We start from the raw sequence: 18,717 nt of genomic DNA on the forward strand, positions 1-18,717 counted from the left end.
ATGGCCTCCTGTTCCTGTAGCAATGCGAAGATCAGCGATGCCGGCTCACTGCTGATCGGGGTGAGAATCGCGCGGCGGCACTTCGCAAACGCCAATCCGCTTGGCAGCCCAGCGTTCATAAAGTCCGATGGCCACGTCCGCTCCGGCCATGGCAGTCAGGCAACCAAAAGCCCCTGCGGCCCAGATCGACACGCCGGCGGCGTACAGCAGCATGATGGCCGAGACGCCGCAGATCATGCAGGCCCCGGAGCGCAGCGCCAGGCGCCGCAGCAGCGACCAGCCACGGGCGCCCTCCTTGTCGGCGCGCCACATTTCGCCGGACACCCCACCCACCACGGCGAGGAGGATGACCAGCCAGATCGGCATGTCCAGCAACGCTTGTTGCTCGTTTGTCATGTCACGCCTCCAGGGGGTGATTGATGAGTGATATGTGTTGGATTCAAGCGATGTCTCTTGAGGTAGGCATTCCAAAAAGCCCGGCATTGGCCGGGCTTTTCAGTAATGCGGTCCTTCGCCTTCCTTTAGTCCTGTGTACAAAAAAGGAAGCTGACCTTTCGGCGCTACTGGCGCGGTACGAGTCCATTCAGATTGTTTTTCCGACCGCGGTCCCTGCCCGCCGGATAACTGCTTCTGGTGCTTTACGCTGCACACCCGGGTCAGTTGCCAACCCTCTGAACCGTTGAGGCCGGTTCATCGCTGCCTTTGTGATGGAACTAAAGAGCTTCGTTTCGAGCCGCCTTGTTGGGCCGCTTGAGACAAAGAATATGCATTGATGCATACACAGTCAATGCATTAATGCATTTATTTATGCATTGGAAATGCACAAATGCATTAAAGCCCCGCAGACAAAGGCGTTGGCGGTTTTCGACAGACGAAAAAAAACCCGCCGATGAGCGGGTTTTACCTGACAGCGGTGAGGTTAACGGGCGTACATGCCCCACCAGAAGACGTGACCGAGGATGACGATCTGCTCTTCCTGGATTTCCTGGAAGCTGTAGTCCTCGTCCGGATGCTCATCGCGATTGAAGCTGCGCAGGCGAATCCCCGTCGGCAGGCGATAAAGCTGTTTCACCCGCAACTGGCCATTGTGATTGATGGCGTACAGGTCGCCGTCGACGATGTCGCCAATCCCGCATTTGCCGGCATTCACCCCAACCGTGGCGCCATCACGCAGCACCGGCAACATGCTATTGCCGCGCACGGTCACGCATTTGGCCTGGTCGAACTGCACGCCGTTGTGGCGCAAGCTACGCTTGCCGAAGCGCAGGCTAGAGCGCTCGCTCTCTTCGATGACGAATCTTCCTGATCCAGCAGCCAATTCAACCTCGCGAAGAAAGGGAACCGACACCTCGTCGTCATCGACGGGCGTATCGTCATCCCACAGGCTTATGTCCTTGAGTTCCGAATGCAATTCATCGCGCCCGGCGCTGGCGGCCGGCGCGACATCCGCGCGCCCCCGCAACTGATCGGTGCTCACGGCGAAGTATTCGGCGATCTTCGAAATATGTTTATCCGAAGGATCGACGATCTTCCCGCTGAGAATGCGCGAGAGAGTGGATTGAGGCACGCCGGTGCGACGGTGAAGCTCCGTGGGGGAGATTCCGTGCTGGTCAAGCAGTGCTCTTAAGACGGTAGAAACATTGCGTTTTTGCATAACGCGCATAGTGCTTGATCTTTTTTCGGAAGACAAATGCTGATTTGCATAATACGAACATGGAACGTACATCGGAGGCATTCATGCCTGCGAGGTGCGGATCGCCCATGCTTGCGCCCGCCGCGAAAAGTCTGACAAGCACACTTCCTTAATCCTTGACCGATTTTACACCCTACGCAAAACGAGAAAGCCCCCGAATCTTACGATCCGGGGCTTTTTTGTGGACGATGATTTATTGCAGCAAAATCTTGAACGGGCTGGAACCACTCCCAACCTTGGAGGATTCACCCTGAATTCCTTGAGCGTTTAAGTTAGTATCCCGGCGCTATCACTTAATTTGGCTCTGAGCCCAACAACGGTTTCAGAGGTTGATCGCACCTTCCAGGCAGGAGAAAAGGGTGACACAGGTATTAGTTGCGTATTTTGTTTTTTTGGGACTTAGCGCCTTCGTCTCGAGGCTATTTATTTCCAGGTACCACACCGAACACATCATCTCGCTGATTTTCACGATGATTGTTCTTTATGTATTCGGTTGCGTGCAACAACTGGGGGTCGGGATCAAAGTCGTGATCGCCTGTGCGGTGATTGGCGGCGGCCTCTCATTGTGGAGATTGCTCAAGGGTGGCGAGGAGCGCTTCGCATTACTGCGTCAGGCCGTCGAACTCGCCATTTTCTTTGCCATCGCACTGATTATTTCCTGGGGCGCGGAATATTGGGTCTGGGACGAGTTCTCGCATTGGGGAGCGGAAGTCGAGTTTTTATCCATCACCGGCAATTTGCCGATGGCCAAAGAATCACTGGTGTTTCCAAACTATATTCCCGGCATCACGCTACTGAGGTACTTCGCCACCACGCTATTGGACGGTAGCGGCGTGAGCGCGTCCTACTTCATGACTTGGCTGTTCAGTCTGGCGTGCCTGTACTGCGTTGCCTATTCACAATCCGTCAGCAAGTGGCTGGTCACTCTACTCGTCATATTCTTTACCTACCTGGCTCTTTTCCAGTCCCTGGTGCTGACGCTTCTGGTCGATCCGCTGCAGGCACTCCTGTTCCTGTGCGCCCTACGGTTCGCGCGCGAGACCGACAATGAGAGCTTCTGGATCACGTTATTTTCGGTTGTTGGTCTGGTATTGCTCAAACATGTCGGCATCATTCTGGCGGTTTTCGTCTGCGCCTACTTCGTCGCCAACCGTTACTTGATCGCCAAACAAGACCTCAAATCCACGTTGATCAAGGGCTGTGTGCTCTTTGTTCCGGCGGTAGCGATCTATGCCTCATGGGAGATTTATGTAGCGGCCTATGACATGGTCATAAAATTTCGAGGGCCTTCAGTGCTGTTCATGGGCCCAGGATTCGTCAGCAATACGGCATCGGGCATTCACCATGTCCTGACGAACCTGTTCCCCCACGCAAACTTCCTTGCTCCCGCCTATCCATTGGCGATTTTGACTCCAGGCATACCGCTGTGGGAGTTTATTTGCCTGATGACCGGTTTTGGGTGGCTGGTGAATTTCAGCACAAAGACTGATAAAAAATCAGCGGCGCTGGCTTTCTCGCTTCTATTATTGACAGGCGTCGGTTACTTGTTTTTCCTGGCTTATGTGGCGGTAGCCTCGGGTTGGTTCAACGATTTCCAATCTTTTTCTCGTTACTTCCTTGTCGTGTTCTTCGCTACATTCCTCTTGCTGTTCCTGGTGGCAAGGGAAAACCTCTCGATCGTGCGCGGCTTTTTGATTGCGATTGCCATGGCAGCGTTGAGTTATGTCGTTGCTCCGCCTATGGAATCGATTTTCGTTCAGAGCAAAAGACCGCCTGTTCCCCTGAACGAGGAATACCGCATCAAAGGCGAACAATTGAAAAAATACGCAACCGGTACCGAACTTATTTTATACATCGACGGGAAAGACACGAGCTTCGGGTATTTCATATTCCGGCAAAAAACGCTGCCATTGAGATACATGTCGTATAACCAGACATACTTTATCTATCAGAGCGACAGTCAGATCCAAGACAGACTCAACCTTTTCCGCAAAAGGCTGTGCATGTTTGATTATGTGTATGCCGATAACTCGTCGGAAGAGTTCTGGAAGAGTAATGCTTCCGTGTTCGACATACCCGGCGGCCATATCTACAAAGTCACCCGAGTCGATGCCCAATATTGCTCAACGACACTGCTGGAAAAATAAGCATGGCTGGTAACGGCGCCACCCGGCGCCGTTATTTGTGGGTCTCACCGCGGGTTGAACTGCCCCCGACACGCCTTAAACAGTATCTCCAACACCGACAGATTGCCCTTGAAGGCGCTGATCTTCGTCGGTACCTCGCCTTTGGGGTAGCGCCGTACTGTCGGCAACTCCACGCAGCGGTAACCCAGCTTAGGCGCGCGATAAGACAGATACGCCAGCAACTCGTAAGTCATGAACACATCGCGAAAAATCGCTACCTTCGGATCCAGCAACAACTTTCGGCTGTATGCGCGGAATCCTTGGGTGGTGTCGGTCCATTTGAAACCGGAAGTCAGACTCAACATCGGTGCGTGAATGAAGCGAATTGCAAAGTCCCGTGATGCAGGGGTGTTTTCCGCGACGCCACCGTCCACGAAGCGCGAGGCCTGGACAAAGTCGACCCCCTGCTGGAGAGCCTCGATAAAACGCGGGATGGCATCAGGATCGTCCTTGTCGTTGCCGTCGATGGTGACAATGCCTTCGTAACCCTGATCCAGGGCAAATGCATAGGCACAGCGCAATTGTGCACTGAGTTTGCCTGAGCCGGTCTTCACCAGCAGGCCTCGAACACCAACCTGTTGCAGCGCATCCAGCACCAGAGAGCCATCGGTGCTGCCGCCATCGACAATAATGATATCGGCGTGGGAGGCGATGCCCAGTGCAGCCATCCTGGCCAGCAGGTTCTTGATCCGTTCACCTTCGTTAATCAGCGGAATGACCACGCAAAAGGCATGCTGACGGCCCAGCCACAGCGGTGTCTCAAAGGCAGGTACCTGCCAGGTGCTACGCACGACAGGGTCAATTACAGAAGACGTCATTTTGTGTTCCATCAGGCCACGCGCGCCGTAATCAGCGCTACGCCGGAAATTACCAATAAAATCCCCGCCCCTGTCGTCCAGTGGAAGGGTTCACGAAAAATAAGGACGGAGGACAGAGCGACGGCCGCCACAGCGCCCGCCGTCAACACAGGATGTGCAACGTTCAGTGGCAGACGAGCGAGTGCCGCGGCATAGAGCAGAAACGCTGTGCCATAAAGACCCAGTCCCAGCCAGAACGGCCAGTTGCTCAACGCGCTCATCGGATCGGCATACGACGGAAACCGACGAGGCGGTGTCATGGCAATCTTGATCAGAACACTGGCCGATGCGTTGGACAAGATGCCCAGGATCAGAATCATCCACTTCATTGAACACTCCCCTCATCTCGAACGCCGTAGAACTCAATGGCTTTGACCAACGCACGTTCAATCGAGACGATATGCGGCTCGTTGGCCGTGGCGACCATTTCGATGGACACCACATGCTCCGGCAGATAGCACTGCACTGCAGCGCTCATACTCCCGTGTTCGATGCCACCGTCACCCAACGGCACCAGCTTCGGTTCACTGGCATGCACATGGCCGATCAGCTCGGCACAATCTTCCAACAGCGCCAGAGGGTTTTCATCGTTGATGGCCAACGCACCGGTATCGAATTGCATTCGGATGGAGGGATGAGCAACCTGGCGCACCACATGCGCAGTTTCAGGACTGGTGGTCATGAAGTTCGCGCCGTAGCAGACCGGGTTCGGTTCCAGGCAAATGAAGACCCCACTGGCTTGGGCAACATCGCCCAACTTGCGGAAAAATCTCACTGCTGCGTCCAGAGCCTGCTGATCATTCAGGCCGGTGCGATCGCGATTTTTCGGCGAACCGAACACCAGCCGCGTGGCCCCCAGTTCCCCGGCAATCCGGCAGATTGCGCTCAGGTGTCGCAACAGCGCTGCCTGACTTTCATCGGAGCCAAACACGTTCAGTCCGGTGGTGCCGAACAGCAATGACTGCATGCCGGTGATTTCGATCCCACGCTCAGCCCACCAGCTTTTGACCCGCACGATGTCTTGGGCGCTAGCATCTGCTGGTACCGGGAAGTATTTGCCTGGCGCAATATCGATGGCATCGACGCCATAGCGTTGCAGCAATTCGGCCACCGCTTGATCTTCAGCGACGTCCCAGGCGATGTTGGAAATAGCCAGCCTCATGGATTCACGACCGCATGTGGCTCGGATTGCGCGTAGGCCCTGACCGCCTGCAGGGTTTCACGGGCACTGTACTGATAGCGACCGGATGCCCCGAATACCGACGCATGGCGCGTTTGCATGTCGTAGAACCCGATCGGGTTACCCAATGTGGTGTCGAACGTCTGACCGAACCCGCCCAGCGAAACATCCGCCACGCTGATCGGCGCTGCGGTGAGGTGTACCAGCTTCAGTCCAGCGTGCAGTGCCAATTGGATGTCATACCAGAGATTGACCATCGGATAGAACTGAAACACGCCACGGCTATCGATCGCCTGCAGATTGTTGTCGTTCAGGAAGTCGAAGATCACGTTCTTGCGCAGGCCCGGGCCTACCAGCCCTGGGAGGCGAACGATCAGGTGCTCGGGGAAATGCGCCTCGACGAACTTCTCCAGCAAACGACGGTGCAAACCATAAGCGTGCAACCCGGTCTCATCCACGGTGTGTGTCTTCATCGACGTCCACCGCTTTCTTGAACACATCGACTGTGCTGATGAGGATGAACCGGCGACAGGTGAGTGTCCTCAGGTGAGCGATCAAACCTTCGATTTTCAATCGATCGGCTTCCGGTTCACGGTTGGCGATCCACTTTTGCGCAGGTGCACCAGCGCATACCACCGTATCGAACGATTGCCCTTCAATATCGGCGATGTTGGTCGAACGATAAAGCGACTCGAACTGCGCTTGCTTGAGTAGCGTCCCTCCCACAAAACCCGAGAAACCTATCAATGCATTGTTCATTTATTGCTCCTGGCTGTTCCCCGGCTGACTCGTTGGAAATTCTTCCGAATCGAGCTTTTCCAGAACATCGTAAACATTGTCGATTTTTCCGCCCAACACCGAATAACAACCCGGCAGCTCGGCATGTTTCTCAAACAAAATGGGCCGACCATCGTCACTCTCATTCTTCACCAGCACCGTCTTGATTTCGAACAGCGACTCCACATAGCGCGCATCGAGCATTGCCGGGATGTACCGGCCGACGTCGCGAATCATCCGATCCACACGGCTGACACGGTCGTATTGCGACAGTTTTTGGTAGGGATCGAGACCCTGCTGGTCATTCCAGTGCAAATGCGGGGTATAGCGGACATGGGACAGTGTATGCAGACCGCGAGCCGGGAATGGCATCATCGAAAAAAATGGCCCATCCATCACTGTTACCCCCAAGTCGTCCAGAGCCGGAGGCATCTGCATCAGTGCCATCTCGGTGATCTCCTGCTTCAGACCGGTGCTGACGCCGGGGAAATCTCCAGTCAACTGATTGAGGCCACTGTAACTGCAGTTGAATACATACCGGCTGGACAACTGCTCCAGGATGCCGTCGCGTCTCTGGACCGTGACGTTCAGCGCTGCGTCAGTCGATCTCGAAATCGCCGTCACTCGAGTCTGATAACGAATCTGCACTCCGCTCTCGCTGAGCTCACGCTCAGCCCAGGCGGCCAGTTTCGTACTGTCGAACGCGTGTTCCTCGACCAGAAACACTTCTTCGATCAGACGGGGATCAAACAGTGCATGCAAACCTGGGTCCGCTACCTGGATCTCGGCACCGATATTCCGGCAAAACCGTTCGAACTGCCGAGCCGTGCATTTCGAGTTGCGGCGGGCAATGGCATAGAGCTTGGTGAGATCAGTCTTGACCGCCTCTGGCCAGTCGCGGACAAAGCGGGGCAAATTGACCCGGCTGCGATAGGCCGTGGTAAAGCTACGCGGGTAGTGAAAACCGTTATGCACCCGCGCCTGATTATTGTAGGAGGCGCGCGTCATTAGCTGCGGTTCCCGCTCTACGAGCACTACACGCTTGAGGCCACGTTGCCTGGCCAGGTAAACAGCGATGACAGCGCCGTAAAACCCGCCGCCGATCACCACCACATCCTGATCGGGATGCCGGTTCTGCATCAGGAAACCCTGTCACTGACGATCGTGGCCGGCTTTGAGCTCACCTCTTCAATATTCAGTTTCTCCAGACGGGTCATGCGCGCACTGGTGAACTCCTGACCCACATGGTATCTGGGCCCTTCATTTGACAGACTGGCCATGTTCAGGATGTACTCGCCCAACACCAGTAGCACCAGGGAAATAAGGAAAAACATCCCTGACTGCTGCAACGAAACGCTGATCCAGCCCGGCGCTACATCGGTTTTCAGCAGACCGACAGCGACTACATAAACGCAATAGACCAGATTGGCCAAGGCCCCGAACAGCGACAGCGTTGTTACCAGACGCATCGGCGCTCGGGTGGTCGAGACCAGCAGGCGCATGCCACGGTCGATGCTCTCACCCAAGCGTTTCTTCGGGCACGCTTTAGGCGTTGAGCTGTAACTCAGGTAGGCACGGGAAAACCCGCCGGTAGCGGGCAAATGACGATAAGTGACCGTCGGCTGCGGGTGCTGAAGAATGAAATTGATCACGCTTTTACTGAGGATGCGGTAGAACGGGGCCTCTTTGGCGAGATGCACACCGTTGAACCAGTTATAAAGCCCATGAAACAGCTTGAACGCCCAGCGGTACGCCAGACTCTGAAGCGGTTTCTGCGCATTGTTGGCAAACACCACATCGGCACCTCTGACCGCCTGATCCAGCATTTCAGGCAAGAAGCCGATGTCATCCGCCAACGGATCGATTACCGCCACGAAATCCCCTAGCGCATTCTCCATTCCGACCCAAGAGGCCGCATCGGCGTCCACTTCCTGGGTCAGGGCATACACCTGCAGATTGGCCAGTCCCTGTTCACCGGTCAAACGTTTCATGACGGCAATACTGTCGTCGTCCGAGGCGTTGTCGACGATGATCAGCTCATAATCACTGACAATCTGGCCGATAACAGACGCGGCATCCGTGAGGATTTTCTCGATCGAGAGCGCTTGATTGCGCACGACGAAAACCACGGACAGGAAACAGGGATAAAAATCCATTTAAAGTTCACTTCAATGTTTAAAGGAGTAATTAAAAAAGATCGCGCAGCATGATACACCGCTTAGGTTCGATCCAGGCACCTCTGCCGCTCGCCCCGCTATTTTCGCAATCCCGTCGAGACGCCGCCACAAGCGCAAATGCTCAGGCATCATAGAATAGCCCCCCAACGCTGCCGGCTCCCGACTCACAATCACCAGGCATGTTAACCTTGCGTCATGTGCTGACCCCGCGAGCTATAGAGTCGCAATTTGCGAATCGAAACGCCCATTTCCGCCCAAGACTTTGATATTTATCCATAAGCCACTGATGAATAAAGCAATTTCAGATTTATCCAGCCACACCCCGATGATGCAGCAGTACTGGCGCCTGAAGAACCAGCACCCCGACCAGCTGATGTTCTATCGCATGGGCGACTTCTACGAGATCTTCTATGAAGACGCGAAGAAGGCCGCCAAGTTGCTGGACATCACCCTGACCGCCCGTGGGCAATCGGCGGGGCAGGCGATTCCGATGTGTGGGATTCCTTACCACGCCGCTGAAGGTTACCTGGCGAAACTGGTAAAACTCGGCGAGTCGGTGGTGATTTGTGAGCAGGTCGGCGACCCGGCCACCAGCAAAGGCCCGGTGGATCGTCAGGTGGTGCGGATCATCACCCCCGGTACGGTCAGCGATGAAGCGCTGCTGGATGAGCGTCGGGACAACCTGATCGCGGCGGTGCTGGGTGACGAACGTCTGTTCGGTCTGGCAGTACTGGACATCACCAGCGGCAACTTCACTGTGCTGGAGATCAAAGGCTGGGAAAACCTGCTGGCGGAACTGGAGCGGGTCAACCCGGTAGAGCTGATGATCCCGGACGATTGGCCGAAGGATCTGCCGGCGGAAAAACGTCGTGGGGTTCGTCGCCGTGCGCCGTGGGATTTCGAGCGTGACTCGGCGCTGAAAAGTCTTTGCCAGCAATTTTCCACCCAGGACCTGAAAGGTTTCGGCTGTGAGAACCTGACCCTGGCGATCGGCGCTGCTGGTTGCCTGCTCAGCTATGCCAAGGAAACTCAGCGTACCGCCCTGCCGCACTTGCGCAGCCTGCGTCATGAACGCCTGGACGACACCGTGGTGCTGGACGGCGCGAGCCGCCGCAACCTGGAACTGGACACCAACCTGGCCGGCGGTCGCGACAACACCCTGCAATCGGTGGTCGACCGCTGCCAGACCGCCATGGGCAGCCGTCTGTTGACCCGCTGGCTGAATCGTCCGCTGCGGGATTTGACCGTATTGCTGGCACGTCAGACTTCGATCACCTGCCTGCTTGATCGTTATCGCTTCGAGAAACTGCAACCGCAGCTCAAGGAAATCGGTGACATCGAGCGGATTCTGGCGCGGATCGGCCTGCGCAATGCCCGTCCTCGTGACCTGGCGCGTCTGCGCGATGCGCTCGGTGCATTGCCGGAGTTGCAAGTGGCGATGACCGAGCTGGAAGCCCCGCACATCATTCAATTGGCGGCGACTACCAGCACCTACCCGGAACTCGCGGCGCTGCTGGAAAAAGCAATCATCGACAATCCGCCCGCGGTGATCCGTGACGGCGGCGTGTTGAAAACCGGTTACGACAGCGAACTCGACGAACTGCAATCGCTCAGCGAAAACGCCGGGCAGTTCCTGATCGATCTCGAAGCCCGGGAGAAGGCCCGCACCGGCCTGGCCAACCTCAAGGTCGGTTACAACCGCATTCACGGTTACTTCATTGAGTTGCCGAGTAAACAGGCCGAGTCGGCACCGGCGGACTATATCCGTCGCCAGACCCTCAAGGGCGCCGAGCGCTTCATCACCCCGGAACTGAAAGCGTTCGAAGACAAGGCGCTGTCGGCCAAGAGCCGGGCACTGGCGCGCGAGAAGATGCTCTACGAAGCGCTGCTCGAAGACCTGATCGCCCAATTGCCGCCCTTGCAGGACACAGCCGCCGCATTGGCCGAGCTGGACGTGCTGAGCAACCTCGCCGAGCGTGCATTGAACCTGGACCTGAACTGCCCACGCTTCGTCAGCGAGCCGTGCATGCGCATCAGCCAGGGGCGTCACCCGGTGGTCGAGCAAGTACTCACCACGCCGTTCGTGGCCAACGACCTGAGCCTCGACGACAACACCCGCATGCTGGTGATCACCGGTCCGAACATGGGCGGTAAATCCACCTACATGCGTCAGACCGCGTTGATCGTGCTGCTGGCGCACATCGGCAGCTTCGTGCCGGCGGCCAGTTGCGAATTGTCCCTGGTCGACCGGATCTTCACCCGGATCGGCTCCAGCGATGACTTGGCGGGCGGGCGCTCGACCTTCATGGTCGAAATGAGCGAAACCGCGAACATCCTGCACAACGCCACCGAGCGCAGCCTGGTGCTGATGGACGAAGTCGGGCGCGGCACCAGCACTTTCGACGGTCTGTCCCTGGCCTGGGCCGCGGCCGAGCGTCTGGCGCAGTTGCGGGCCTATACCCTGTTCGCCACCCACTATTTCGAGTTGACGGTGTTGCCGGAAGCCCAGCCGCTGGTGGCCAACGTGCACCTCAATGCCACTGAACACAACGAACGCATCGTGTTCCTGCACCACGTATTGCCTGGGCCTGCCAGCCAGAGCTATGGCCTGGCGGTAGCGCAACTGGCCGGTGTGCCGAGCGAGGTGATCGTGCGTGCTCGTGAACACTTGAGCCGACTGGAGTCCACTGCGCTGCCCCATGAGGTTGTGCCGATGCCGGCGAAAGGCAAACCGGCCGCACCACAACAGAGCGACATGTTCGCCAGCCTGCCGCACCCGGTGCTGGATGAACTGGCCAAGCTCGATCTGGATGACCTGACCCCGCGCAGGGCTTTGGAAATGCTCTATACATTAAAGACACGGATCTAACGCACTTGCCTGCAAGCTGTTAGAATCTCGCGCGGTTTGGGATGCTGCAGGTTCATAGCCTGGCCTGCAGACTATCGCTCCCGAACCTGGCGACCCCGTCCTGAAGGGGCTCCGCTGCCGCCGCCTGAGGAGAAAATTAGAAATGACCTTCGTCGTCACCGACAACTGCATCAAGTGCAAGTACACCGACTGCGTAGAAGTCTGTCCGGTGGACTGCTTTTACGAAGGCCCGAACTTCCTGGTGATTCACCCGGATGAGTGCATCGACTGCGCACTGTGCGAACCAGAATGCCCTGCCGTGGCCATCTTCTCTGAAGATGAAGTGCCCGCCGGCATGGAAAACTTCATTCAGCTGAACATGGAGTTGGCCGAAGTATGGCCGAACATCACCGAGCGGAAAGATCCATTGCCCGATTCCGCTGAATGGGATGGCAAGCCAGGCAAGATCGAACACCTCGAACGCTGATTACCGCGCGTTCTCGAAAAGGCCCCTTGCGGGCCTTTTTGCTTTTCTGCAGGCAAAAAAAGGGGCGGTTTGACCCGCCCGCATTTTTCCCTATTCCCTGTATTCCTTTTCATCGTCCTGATGAATCGCTTCCTGCGATGTCCATTCCCCTCATCCTTGAAGGGCGTGTCTATCCGTCGACACAGTTCAAATACTAGAGAATTCCCCACCAAGCGCAATCGGCCTTTATGGCTGAAACCACCTGTAATATATCGTTAACCTAAAAAAATAAGCATATAAATCAATTAGATAAACCGTGGGCACACGTTGAACAGACAACTGCCAGGGTGTAAAAATAGTGAACACTTACGAAAGAGTAAGCAAAGACTTACACCACAAGACTACAAACCTGAGGCGGCGCCAAAAACAATGCACCTCTCATATCCCAGACAGCAAAAAGCCCCGAACCAGTCAAACCCGTCGGGGCTTTTTGTTGCCGGTTGAGCGAATTGCTTATTGGAACAGCGACTCACTCGACAGGCCGTTTTTCTCGAGAATCTCCCGAAGACGCTTGAGACCTTCAACCTGAATCTGCCTGACCCGCTCCCGGGTCAGGCCGATTTCCAGGCCTACGTCTTCAAGCGTGCTGCTCTCGTGACCTCGCAAGCCGAAGCGGCGTACGACCACCTCGCGTTGCTTGTCGGTCAGCTCCGAGAGCCACTGATCGATGCTCTGTGACAGGTCGTCGTCCTGCAACAGTTCGCATGGATCGGTCGGGCGGTCGTCGGTCAGAGTGTCCAGCAGGGTTTTATCCGAATCCGGACCCAGCGAGACGTCGACCGAAGAAACCCGCTCGTTCAGGCCGAGCATACGCTTGACCTCGCCTACCGGTTTCTCCAGCAGGTTGGCGATTTCTTCGGGTGAGGGTTCGTGATCGAGCTTTTGAGTCAGCTCCCGTGCAGCCCGCAAGTACACGTTGAGCTCTTTGACCACATGGATCGGCAACCGGATGGTCCGGGTCTGATTCATGATCGCGCGCTCGATGGTCTGACGAATCCACCAGGTGGCGTAGGTCGAAAAGCGGAAACCGCGTTCAGGATCGAACTTTTCCACTGCACGGATCAGGCCGAGGTTGCCCTCTTCGATCAGGTCCAGCAGCGACAGCCCACGATTGACGTAACGCCGGGCGATTTTCACCACCAGCCGCAGGTTGCTTTCAATCATGCGTTTGCGCCCGGCCGGATCGCCACTTTGCGACAGCCGCGCAAAATGAACTTCTTCTTCCGGGGAGAGCAATGGGGAAAAGCCGATTTCGTTGAGGTACAGCTGCGTGGCATCGAGTGCCCGTGTGTAGTCGATGTACTTGTGTTGCTTTAGCGAAGCGGAGTGTTTGGATTTGGCACGAACGGAAGGTGGTGCGTCCCCTTCATCATTCGACATCGAATCCGTAGCGATGCCGGTCTCCATAAGGAGAACCTCATCGTCGATGTCAAACTCCGGCACTTCTTTACTGAGAGCCATTGTTATAGTCCTTTGGTGAGTTCGACCTCAAGCTCAAGCGGCGCCTTGATCCCTGGCAACGCTGGAGCCTGTTCCCTCTACGTGACGGAACAGGCTGGCTCACAAATCAACGACGCGGCAGGAATTGCAGCGGATCTACAGGTTTACCTTGTCGGCGAATCTCAAAATGCAGTTTCACCCGGTCTGTACCCGTTGACCCCATTTCGGCAATTGTCTGTCCGACCTTGACCTGCTGCCCCTCCCGAACCAACAGCCTGCGGTTATGTCCGTAGGCACTGACGTAGGTATCGCTGTGTTTGATGATGACTAATTCGCCGTAGCCCCTTAAGCCACTCCCGGCGTATACCACCGTCCCATCAGACGCAGCTAAAACAGGCTGTCCCAAATCTCCGGCGATATCAATTCCTTTATTCAAACTACCGTTTGAAGAGAATTTACCAATCAGAATGCCATTAGAAGGCCATCCCCAGCCCGTCGGGGCCGGACCGGCAGGCGGCAGTGGCGCAGGTGCCGGCTTGCTGGCGACGGACGGTGCAAGCACCGTTGTACTGGTCGTCGTGCCATTTGCCTGGCGCCGAATTACCGTGGTTTTACTCGACGATGAAGGCGAGGAACTGGACGAACTCACTACCGTCGTCGGCGTTGAACCGCTGCGGCCGTCGAAGCGAATCGTCTGACCCGGATGGATCGTATAAGGCGTAGGAATGTTGTTCCGTGCCGCGAGGGCTTTGTAGTCCCAACCGTAGCGAAAAGCGATGGAGAACAAAGTGTCCTTGGGTCGGACAATGTATTGGCCGGTGGTCACGGCCGGACGCTGGGCGACTGCATTGTTGCGATCGACGACGCTCGCGCTACCTGATTTGGTGCTGGAACATCCGACCAGCAAGGTACTCATGACAAGGCCAGTCACCAGACGCTGAAAGCTCGTTATACCCATTCGCTGCGCAATGACTGTGAGACTCACCCGCCGCTCCCTTTGTGGTGGCTGAAAATGTGGATTGCCGTGCTCCGGCATGAAGTGTCGCAAGTATAACGGGCCGAACAGGCTTTACCTTTAATGAAGCGGATTCGCTTCACGCACACGTTTGCTGTCTGCCGATAAATTCTGTTTAACCGATCGATGCCGCTGTAAGACCCGGGCAATCGAAGAGAATTCAGCGTGCTAAAACAAATGCTCAGGCCAGCGGCCCGTTGAGCAATGGCACGAAGCGCACCGCCCCCAGAACACGCCTGGAAAAGCCCTGTTCTTCACGAATTATCAACATCAATTGTTGAACTTCACCGGAGCCGACCGGAATCACCAGTCGCCCGCCGGGCGCCAGCTGATCGAGCAGCGCCTGAGGCACGTCGGTGGCCACGGCGGTAACGATGATGCCGTTGTACGGTGCCAGTGCCGGCCAGCCTTCCCAACCGTCGCCCCAGCGAAACACCACGTTGCGCAGATTCAGTTCCACCAGGCGCTCCTTGGCCCGGTCTTGCAGGACTTTGATGCGCTCCACGGAAAAAACCCGCTCGACCAACTGCGACAGCACTGCCGTCTGGTAACCCGAACCGGTGCCGATTTCCAGCACCTTGTCCAGAGGACCGGCTTCCAGCAGCAGTTCGCTCATGCGAGCCACCATATAAGGCTGGGAGATGGTCTGGTTATGCCCGATCGGCAGCGCGGTATCTTCATAGGCGCGATGGGCCAGCGCCTCATCGACGAACAGGTGGCGTGGCGTGCGGCGGATGACTTCCAGCACCTTGGCGTTGGACACCCCTTCTTCATAGAGGCGTTGAATCAGGCGCTCACGGGTCCGTTGAGAAGTCATCCCGATGCCGCGTCGCAGAATATCGTCTTGTTCACGAGTCATTTGCGCAGCCCTTCCAGCCAGCCATCGAGACTTCTGAAGGCATCATTGAAGGTACGATCCAGTTGCAGTGGAGTAATTGAAACATAGCCTTGCATCACCGCATGGAAATCAGTGCCCGGGCCGCCATCTTCAGCGTCCCCCGCTGCAGCGATCCAGTAACCGGACTTGCCGCGCGGATCGACTACTTTTATCGGCGCAGCGGCCCGGGCGCGATGACCGAGGCGGGTCAGCTGGATACCGCGGATGTGTTCCAGCGGCAAGTTGGGAATGTTCACGTTCAGTACCGTGCGCGGTGGCAGATCAAGATCCGCATGGGCCTCTACCAGTTTGCGCGCAAAATAGGCCGCTGTGGGAAGGTTATCCACTTGCCGTGAGACGAACGAAAAGGCAAACGAAGGGCGCCCGAGGAAACGTCCCTCGAGGGCTGCCGCCACAGTGCCGGAATACAGCACGTCGTCTCCCAGGTTCGCCCCCAGGTTGATGCCGGAAACCACCATGTCCGGCTCGAACTCCAGCAAGCCGTTAAGGCCCAGGTGCACGCAGTCGGTGGGTGTGCCGTTGAGGCTGATAAAGCCGTTGGCCAGGGTTTGCGGGTGCAACGGACGGTCGAGCGTCAGCGAGCTGCTGGCGCCGCTTTTGTCCTGGTCCGGGGCGATAACCACGCATTCGGTGTAATCCGCCAGCGCAGCATAGAGCGCGGCGAGACCGGGTGCGGTTACCCCATCGTCGTTAGAAATCAGAATACGCATGGGCTGTCCGTCTGCCCCACCGGCACCAGATCGACGAGTTCACGCACCAATACGGTGGCGAAGCATCCGGCCCGGCAGGACGAATTCCAGTTGCAGAATGTCCAGCGAAGGATAATGCCACGTCAACCCGCCAATGGGCAGCCGCAGGATCCGACGTTCGTGGCTCATTCCGGCGTTAATCAACCAATCGCGCAGATCCGCTTCGCGGGCGGCGATTGCCTGCTCCAGTTCATGGACTGCGCCCGATGCCGGCGAGTCACCTTCGCCCCACTGCGGGCCGGTCGGGTGCAGGTCGAGAATCGCCAGGCGCGGGTCGCTGCATTCGGCTTCACCGGCCGGGAAGAAACTGCGGCTATCGGTGAACGCCAGCAGGTCACCCACCTGAGCGCGCTGCCAGGTGCCATCAGCGACGCGCGCCGCCAACACCTGATTGAACAGAAAACTGCGCGCGGTGGAGAGCAAGCGCGAACGCACATTACGTTGTTCCGGCAGGGCCTTGCGCGCCGCCCAGGCGCGGGCATCGACGACGTTGCCACCGTCATGACCGAAACGCTGAGCGCCGAAATAGTTGGGAATGCCTTGTTTGGCGATCAGTTGCAGACGCTCTTCGATCGCCGCCTTATCACCGGCGAACTGCGTCAGGCGCAAGGTGAAACCGTTGGCCGAATGGGCACCGCGTTGCAGCTTGCGTTTGTGCCGACTGGTCTTGAGGATTTTCAACGTGTCGTTTTCCGCCGCCGACAGATCAGGGTCGGCCTTGCCCGGCAGTTGCACGCTGAACCACTGACGAGTCAGCGCCTGACGGTCCTTGAGGCCCGCGTAGCTGACAGTACGCAACGGCACGCCCGCCGCCTTAGCGATGCGCCGCGCCGCTTCTTCGGTATTCAGGCCGCGCTTTTCCACCCAGATCCACAGGTGTTCGCCGTCGCCGCTCAGGGGAATATCGAGGACTTCGTCGACCTGGAAATCTTCCGCTGTGGCTTTCAGCACCGCGCTGCCGAGGGCTTGACCATAGGCCCGCGGGCCGAGCAATTGCGCTTCATTCATGCGCGCAGCAACAGGGCAACGGAATGCACGGCAATGCCTTCTTCGCGCCCGACAAAGCCGAGCTTTTCGGTGGTGGTAGCTTTCACGTTCACTTGATCCAACTCAACTTGAAGATCCGCGGCAATCAGCGCGCGCATCGATTCGATATGCGGGGCCATTTTCGGGGCCTGGGCAACGATGGTGTTATCGACGTTGCCGACTTTCCAGCCCTTGGCGTGGATCAGTGCGACGACGTGACGCAACAGCCCACGGCTGTCGGCACCCTTGAATTGCGGGTCGGTGTCCGGAAAATGCTTGCCGATATCACCCAACGCGGCAGCGCCGAGCAAGGCATCGCTCAAGGCGTGCAGCAGGACATCACCGTCGGAATGGGCGAGCAGCCCGAAGCTGTGTGCAATCCGCACGCCGCCCAGAGTGATGAAATCGCCTTCAGCGAAACGGTGCACATCATAGCCGTGGCCAATACGCATAAAAAAACGCCCCGATTTTTGTCAGGGCGTGATTCTACCTGCATTAGGCGCCTAGGGCGCGTGCGTGATGCTGCAAGTGGTCGTCAATGAAGCTGGCGATGAAGAAATAGCTGTGGTCGTAGCCCGGTTGCAAGCGCAACGTCAGCGGATGACCCGCAAGTTTCGCCGCCTGCTGCAAGGCTTCAGGCTTGAGCTGGGTGGCCAGGAAATCATCACGATCACCCTGATCGACCAACAGCGACAGCTTCTCGTCTGCCTCGGCGATCAATGCACAGGCATCCCACTCGCGCCACTTCGAACGGTCTTCACCCAAGTAACGGGAAAAGGCTTTCTGACCCCAGGGGCAATCCATCGGATTGTTGATCGGCGAAAAGGCCGACACCGACAGATAACGCCCCGGATTGCGCAACGCGCAGACCAGCGCGCCGTGGCCGCCCATCGAATGACCGCTGATGCCGCGCTTGTCCGACGCCGGGAAATGCGCTTCAACCAATGCCGGCAATTCCTGCACGACATAGTCATGCATCCGATAGTGCCGGGACCATGGCTCCTGCGTGGCATTCAGATAAAACCCGGCACCGAGGCCGAAGTCCCAGGCGCCATCCGGATCGCCCGGCACATCAGGGCCGCGAGGGCTGGTGTCCGGCGCAACGATGATCAGCCCCAGCTCGGCCGCCATGCGCATGGCACCGGCCTTTTGCATGAAGTTCTCGTCGGTGCAGGTCAGGCCGGACAACCAATACAGCACCGGCAGCTTACCGCCCTGCTCCGCTTGCGGCGGCAGGTACACGGCAAACACCATGTCGCAGCCGAGCACGTCGGAGCGGTGCCGATAACGCTTGTGCCAGCCGCCGAAGCTTTTCTGACAGGAGATATTTTCCAGGCTCATGAGC

Annotated in this window: 18 protein-coding genes and 1 pseudogene; 3 read left to right on the plus strand and 16 right to left on the minus strand. The window is 57.2% G+C overall.

Features of this window, described 5'->3' with window-relative positions:
* Positions 1-45: 45 nt before the first annotated feature.
* On the minus strand, positions 46-396 hold the full coding sequence (locus tag ACZ9BB_RS18635; protein WP_007940540.1) for a phage holin family protein: 351 nt from the start codon (positions 394-396) through the stop codon (positions 46-48).
* Between the two features lie 523 nt (positions 397-919).
* Complete coding sequence (locus ACZ9BB_RS18640; protein ID WP_305481114.1) at positions 920-1,654, minus strand: XRE family transcriptional regulator; 735 nt, start codon at positions 1,652-1,654, stop codon at positions 920-922.
* 398 nt (positions 1,655-2,052) lie between these two features.
* Between ACZ9BB_RS18640 and ACZ9BB_RS18645 the strand changes: the two genes are divergently transcribed.
* Positions 2,053-3,840, plus strand: coding sequence for a hypothetical protein (locus ACZ9BB_RS18645; RefSeq protein ID WP_476215197.1), 1,788 nt, complete (start codon positions 2,053-2,055; stop codon positions 3,838-3,840).
* Between the two features lie 44 nt (positions 3,841-3,884).
* Here ACZ9BB_RS18645 and ACZ9BB_RS18650 read toward each other — a convergent pair whose 3' ends face one another.
* From ACZ9BB_RS18650 to ACZ9BB_RS18680, 7 genes are read right to left on the minus strand one after another with little or no spacing between them, the layout of a single operon-like run.
* Positions 3,885-4,697 carry a glycosyltransferase family 2 protein gene (locus ACZ9BB_RS18650; protein WP_476215199.1) on the minus strand — a complete coding sequence of 271 codons (813 nt, stop codon included), beginning with the start codon at positions 4,695-4,697 and terminating at the stop codon, positions 3,885-3,887.
* Between the two features lie 11 nt (positions 4,698-4,708).
* Positions 4,709-5,065 carry an SMR family transporter gene (locus ACZ9BB_RS18655; protein WP_476215201.1) on the minus strand — a complete coding sequence of 119 codons (357 nt, stop codon included), beginning with the start codon at positions 5,063-5,065 and terminating at the stop codon, positions 4,709-4,711.
* Positions 5,062-5,898: a sugar phosphate isomerase/epimerase family protein gene (locus ACZ9BB_RS18660; RefSeq protein WP_476215203.1), complete on the minus strand. Its 837-nt coding sequence runs from the start codon at positions 5,896-5,898 to the stop codon at positions 5,062-5,064. The genes ACZ9BB_RS18655 and ACZ9BB_RS18660 overlap by 4 nt, the downstream gene beginning before the upstream one ends.
* On the minus strand, positions 5,895-6,389 hold the full coding sequence (locus tag ACZ9BB_RS18665; protein ID WP_476215205.1) for a hypothetical protein: 495 nt from the start codon (positions 6,387-6,389) through the stop codon (positions 5,895-5,897). Before ACZ9BB_RS18665 ends, ACZ9BB_RS18660 begins: the two co-directional genes overlap by 4 nt.
* A complete protein-coding gene (locus ACZ9BB_RS18670; RefSeq protein WP_476215207.1) occupies positions 6,367-6,675 on the minus strand; it encodes a hypothetical protein in 309 nt (102 codons plus the stop codon). Before ACZ9BB_RS18670 ends, ACZ9BB_RS18665 begins: the two co-directional genes overlap by 23 nt.
* On the minus strand, positions 6,676-7,833 hold the full coding sequence (locus tag ACZ9BB_RS18675; RefSeq protein WP_476215209.1) for an NAD(P)/FAD-dependent oxidoreductase: 1,158 nt from the start codon (positions 7,831-7,833) through the stop codon (positions 6,676-6,678).
* The gene (locus tag ACZ9BB_RS18680; RefSeq protein ID WP_476215211.1) at positions 7,833-8,849 is read right to left on the minus strand and encodes a glycosyltransferase family 2 protein; all 1,017 of its coding nucleotides are present in this window, start codon (positions 8,847-8,849) and stop codon (positions 7,833-7,835) included. The genes ACZ9BB_RS18675 and ACZ9BB_RS18680 overlap by 1 nt, the downstream gene beginning before the upstream one ends.
* Positions 8,850-9,168: 319 nt before the next feature.
* On the opposite strand from ACZ9BB_RS18680, the gene mutS reads away from it, so the two are divergent.
* Together mutS and fdxA are read left to right on the plus strand one after the other, a co-directional pair.
* Positions 9,169-11,739, plus strand: coding sequence for a DNA mismatch repair protein MutS (mutS, locus tag ACZ9BB_RS18685; RefSeq protein WP_476218354.1), 2,571 nt, complete (start codon positions 9,169-9,171; stop codon positions 11,737-11,739).
* A gap of 142 nt (positions 11,740-11,881) precedes the next feature.
* Entirely contained in the window at positions 11,882-12,205 is a 324-nt protein-coding gene (gene fdxA, locus ACZ9BB_RS18690) for a ferredoxin FdxA (RefSeq protein WP_007940535.1), read from the plus strand.
* Between the two features lie 492 nt (positions 12,206-12,697).
* Here the strand turns inward: fdxA and rpoS are convergent, their stop codons facing one another.
* The 7 genes and pseudogenes from rpoS to fghA form a co-directional block, all read right to left on the minus strand.
* Complete coding sequence (gene rpoS / locus ACZ9BB_RS18695) at positions 12,698-13,705, minus strand: RNA polymerase sigma factor RpoS (protein WP_007907200.1); 1,008 nt, start codon at positions 13,703-13,705, stop codon at positions 12,698-12,700.
* Between the two features lie 106 nt (positions 13,706-13,811).
* Complete coding sequence (locus ACZ9BB_RS18700) at positions 13,812-14,669, minus strand: peptidoglycan DD-metalloendopeptidase family protein (protein WP_476215213.1); 858 nt, start codon at positions 14,667-14,669, stop codon at positions 13,812-13,814.
* 211 nt (positions 14,670-14,880) lie between these two features.
* The gene (locus tag ACZ9BB_RS18705) at positions 14,881-15,516 is read right to left on the minus strand and encodes a protein-L-isoaspartate(D-aspartate) O-methyltransferase (RefSeq protein WP_173861137.1); all 636 of its coding nucleotides are present in this window, start codon (positions 15,514-15,516) and stop codon (positions 14,881-14,883) included.
* Positions 15,517-15,554: 38 nt separating this feature from the next.
* On the minus strand, positions 15,555-16,307 hold the full coding sequence (gene surE, locus ACZ9BB_RS18710) for a 5'/3'-nucleotidase SurE (protein ID WP_476215215.1): 753 nt from the start codon (positions 16,305-16,307) through the stop codon (positions 15,555-15,557).
* Positions 16,295-17,354 (minus strand): annotated as a pseudogene (gene truD, locus ACZ9BB_RS18715) (tRNA pseudouridine(13) synthase TruD). The gene surE and the pseudogene truD overlap by 13 nt, the downstream one beginning before the upstream one ends.
* Entirely contained in the window at positions 17,351-17,824 is a 474-nt protein-coding gene (gene ispF, locus ACZ9BB_RS18720) for a 2-C-methyl-D-erythritol 2,4-cyclodiphosphate synthase (RefSeq protein WP_476215217.1), read from the minus strand. The pseudogene truD and the gene ispF overlap by 4 nt, the downstream one beginning before the upstream one ends.
* Before the next feature lie 43 nt (positions 17,825-17,867).
* Positions 17,868-18,713, minus strand: coding sequence for an S-formylglutathione hydrolase (gene fghA, locus ACZ9BB_RS18725; protein WP_476215218.1), 846 nt, complete (start codon positions 18,711-18,713; stop codon positions 17,868-17,870).
* Positions 18,714-18,717: the final 4 nt, after the last annotated feature.

The organism is Pseudomonas sp. TE3552 (assembly GCF_056278945.1).

What these genes read in the sequence shown, in the direction of transcription:
- ACZ9BB_RS18675 (WP_476215209.1), bottom strand. Translation starts at nt 7,833, where the DNA reads ATGCAGAACCGGCATCCCGATCAGGATGTGGTGGTGATCGGCGGCGGG.
- ispF (WP_476215217.1), bottom strand. Translation starts at nt 17,824, where the DNA reads ATGCGTATTGGCCACGGCTATGATGTGCACCGTTTCGCTGAAGGCGAT.
- surE (WP_476215215.1), bottom strand. Translation starts at nt 16,307, where the DNA reads ATGCGTATTCTGATTTCTAACGACGATGGGGTAACCGCACCCGGTCTC.
- ACZ9BB_RS18670 (WP_476215207.1), bottom strand. Translation starts at nt 6,675, where the DNA reads ATGAACAATGCATTGATAGGTTTCTCGGGTTTTGTGGGAGGGACGCTA.
- ACZ9BB_RS18640 (WP_305481114.1), bottom strand. Translation starts at nt 1,654, where the DNA reads ATGCAAAAACGCAATGTTTCTACCGTCTTAAGAGCACTGCTTGACCAG.
- ACZ9BB_RS18635 (WP_007940540.1), bottom strand. Translation starts at nt 396, where the DNA reads ATGACAAACGAGCAACAAGCGTTGCTGGACATGCCGATCTGGCTGGTC.
- ACZ9BB_RS18655 (WP_476215201.1), bottom strand. Translation starts at nt 5,065, where the DNA reads ATGAAGTGGATGATTCTGATCCTGGGCATCTTGTCCAACGCATCGGCC.
- rpoS (WP_007907200.1), bottom strand. Translation starts at nt 13,705, where the DNA reads ATGGCTCTCAGTAAAGAAGTGCCGGAGTTTGACATCGACGATGAGGTT.
- ACZ9BB_RS18665 (WP_476215205.1), bottom strand. Translation starts at nt 6,389, where the DNA reads ATGAAGACACACACCGTGGATGAGACCGGGTTGCACGCTTATGGTTTG.
- fghA (WP_476215218.1), bottom strand. Translation starts at nt 18,713, where the DNA reads ATGAGCCTGGAAAATATCTCCTGTCAGAAAAGCTTCGGCGGCTGGCAC.
- ACZ9BB_RS18660 (WP_476215203.1), bottom strand. Translation starts at nt 5,898, where the DNA reads ATGAGGCTGGCTATTTCCAACATCGCCTGGGACGTCGCTGAAGATCAA.
- fdxA (WP_007940535.1), top strand. Translation starts at nt 11,882, where the DNA reads ATGACCTTCGTCGTCACCGACAACTGCATCAAGTGCAAGTACACCGAC.
- ACZ9BB_RS18705 (WP_173861137.1), bottom strand. Translation starts at nt 15,516, where the DNA reads ATGACTTCTCAACGGACCCGTGAGCGCCTGATTCAACGCCTCTATGAA.
- ACZ9BB_RS18650 (WP_476215199.1), bottom strand. Translation starts at nt 4,697, where the DNA reads ATGACGTCTTCTGTAATTGACCCTGTCGTGCGTAGCACCTGGCAGGTA.
- ACZ9BB_RS18680 (WP_476215211.1), bottom strand. Translation starts at nt 8,849, where the DNA reads ATGGATTTTTATCCCTGTTTCCTGTCCGTGGTTTTCGTCGTGCGCAAT.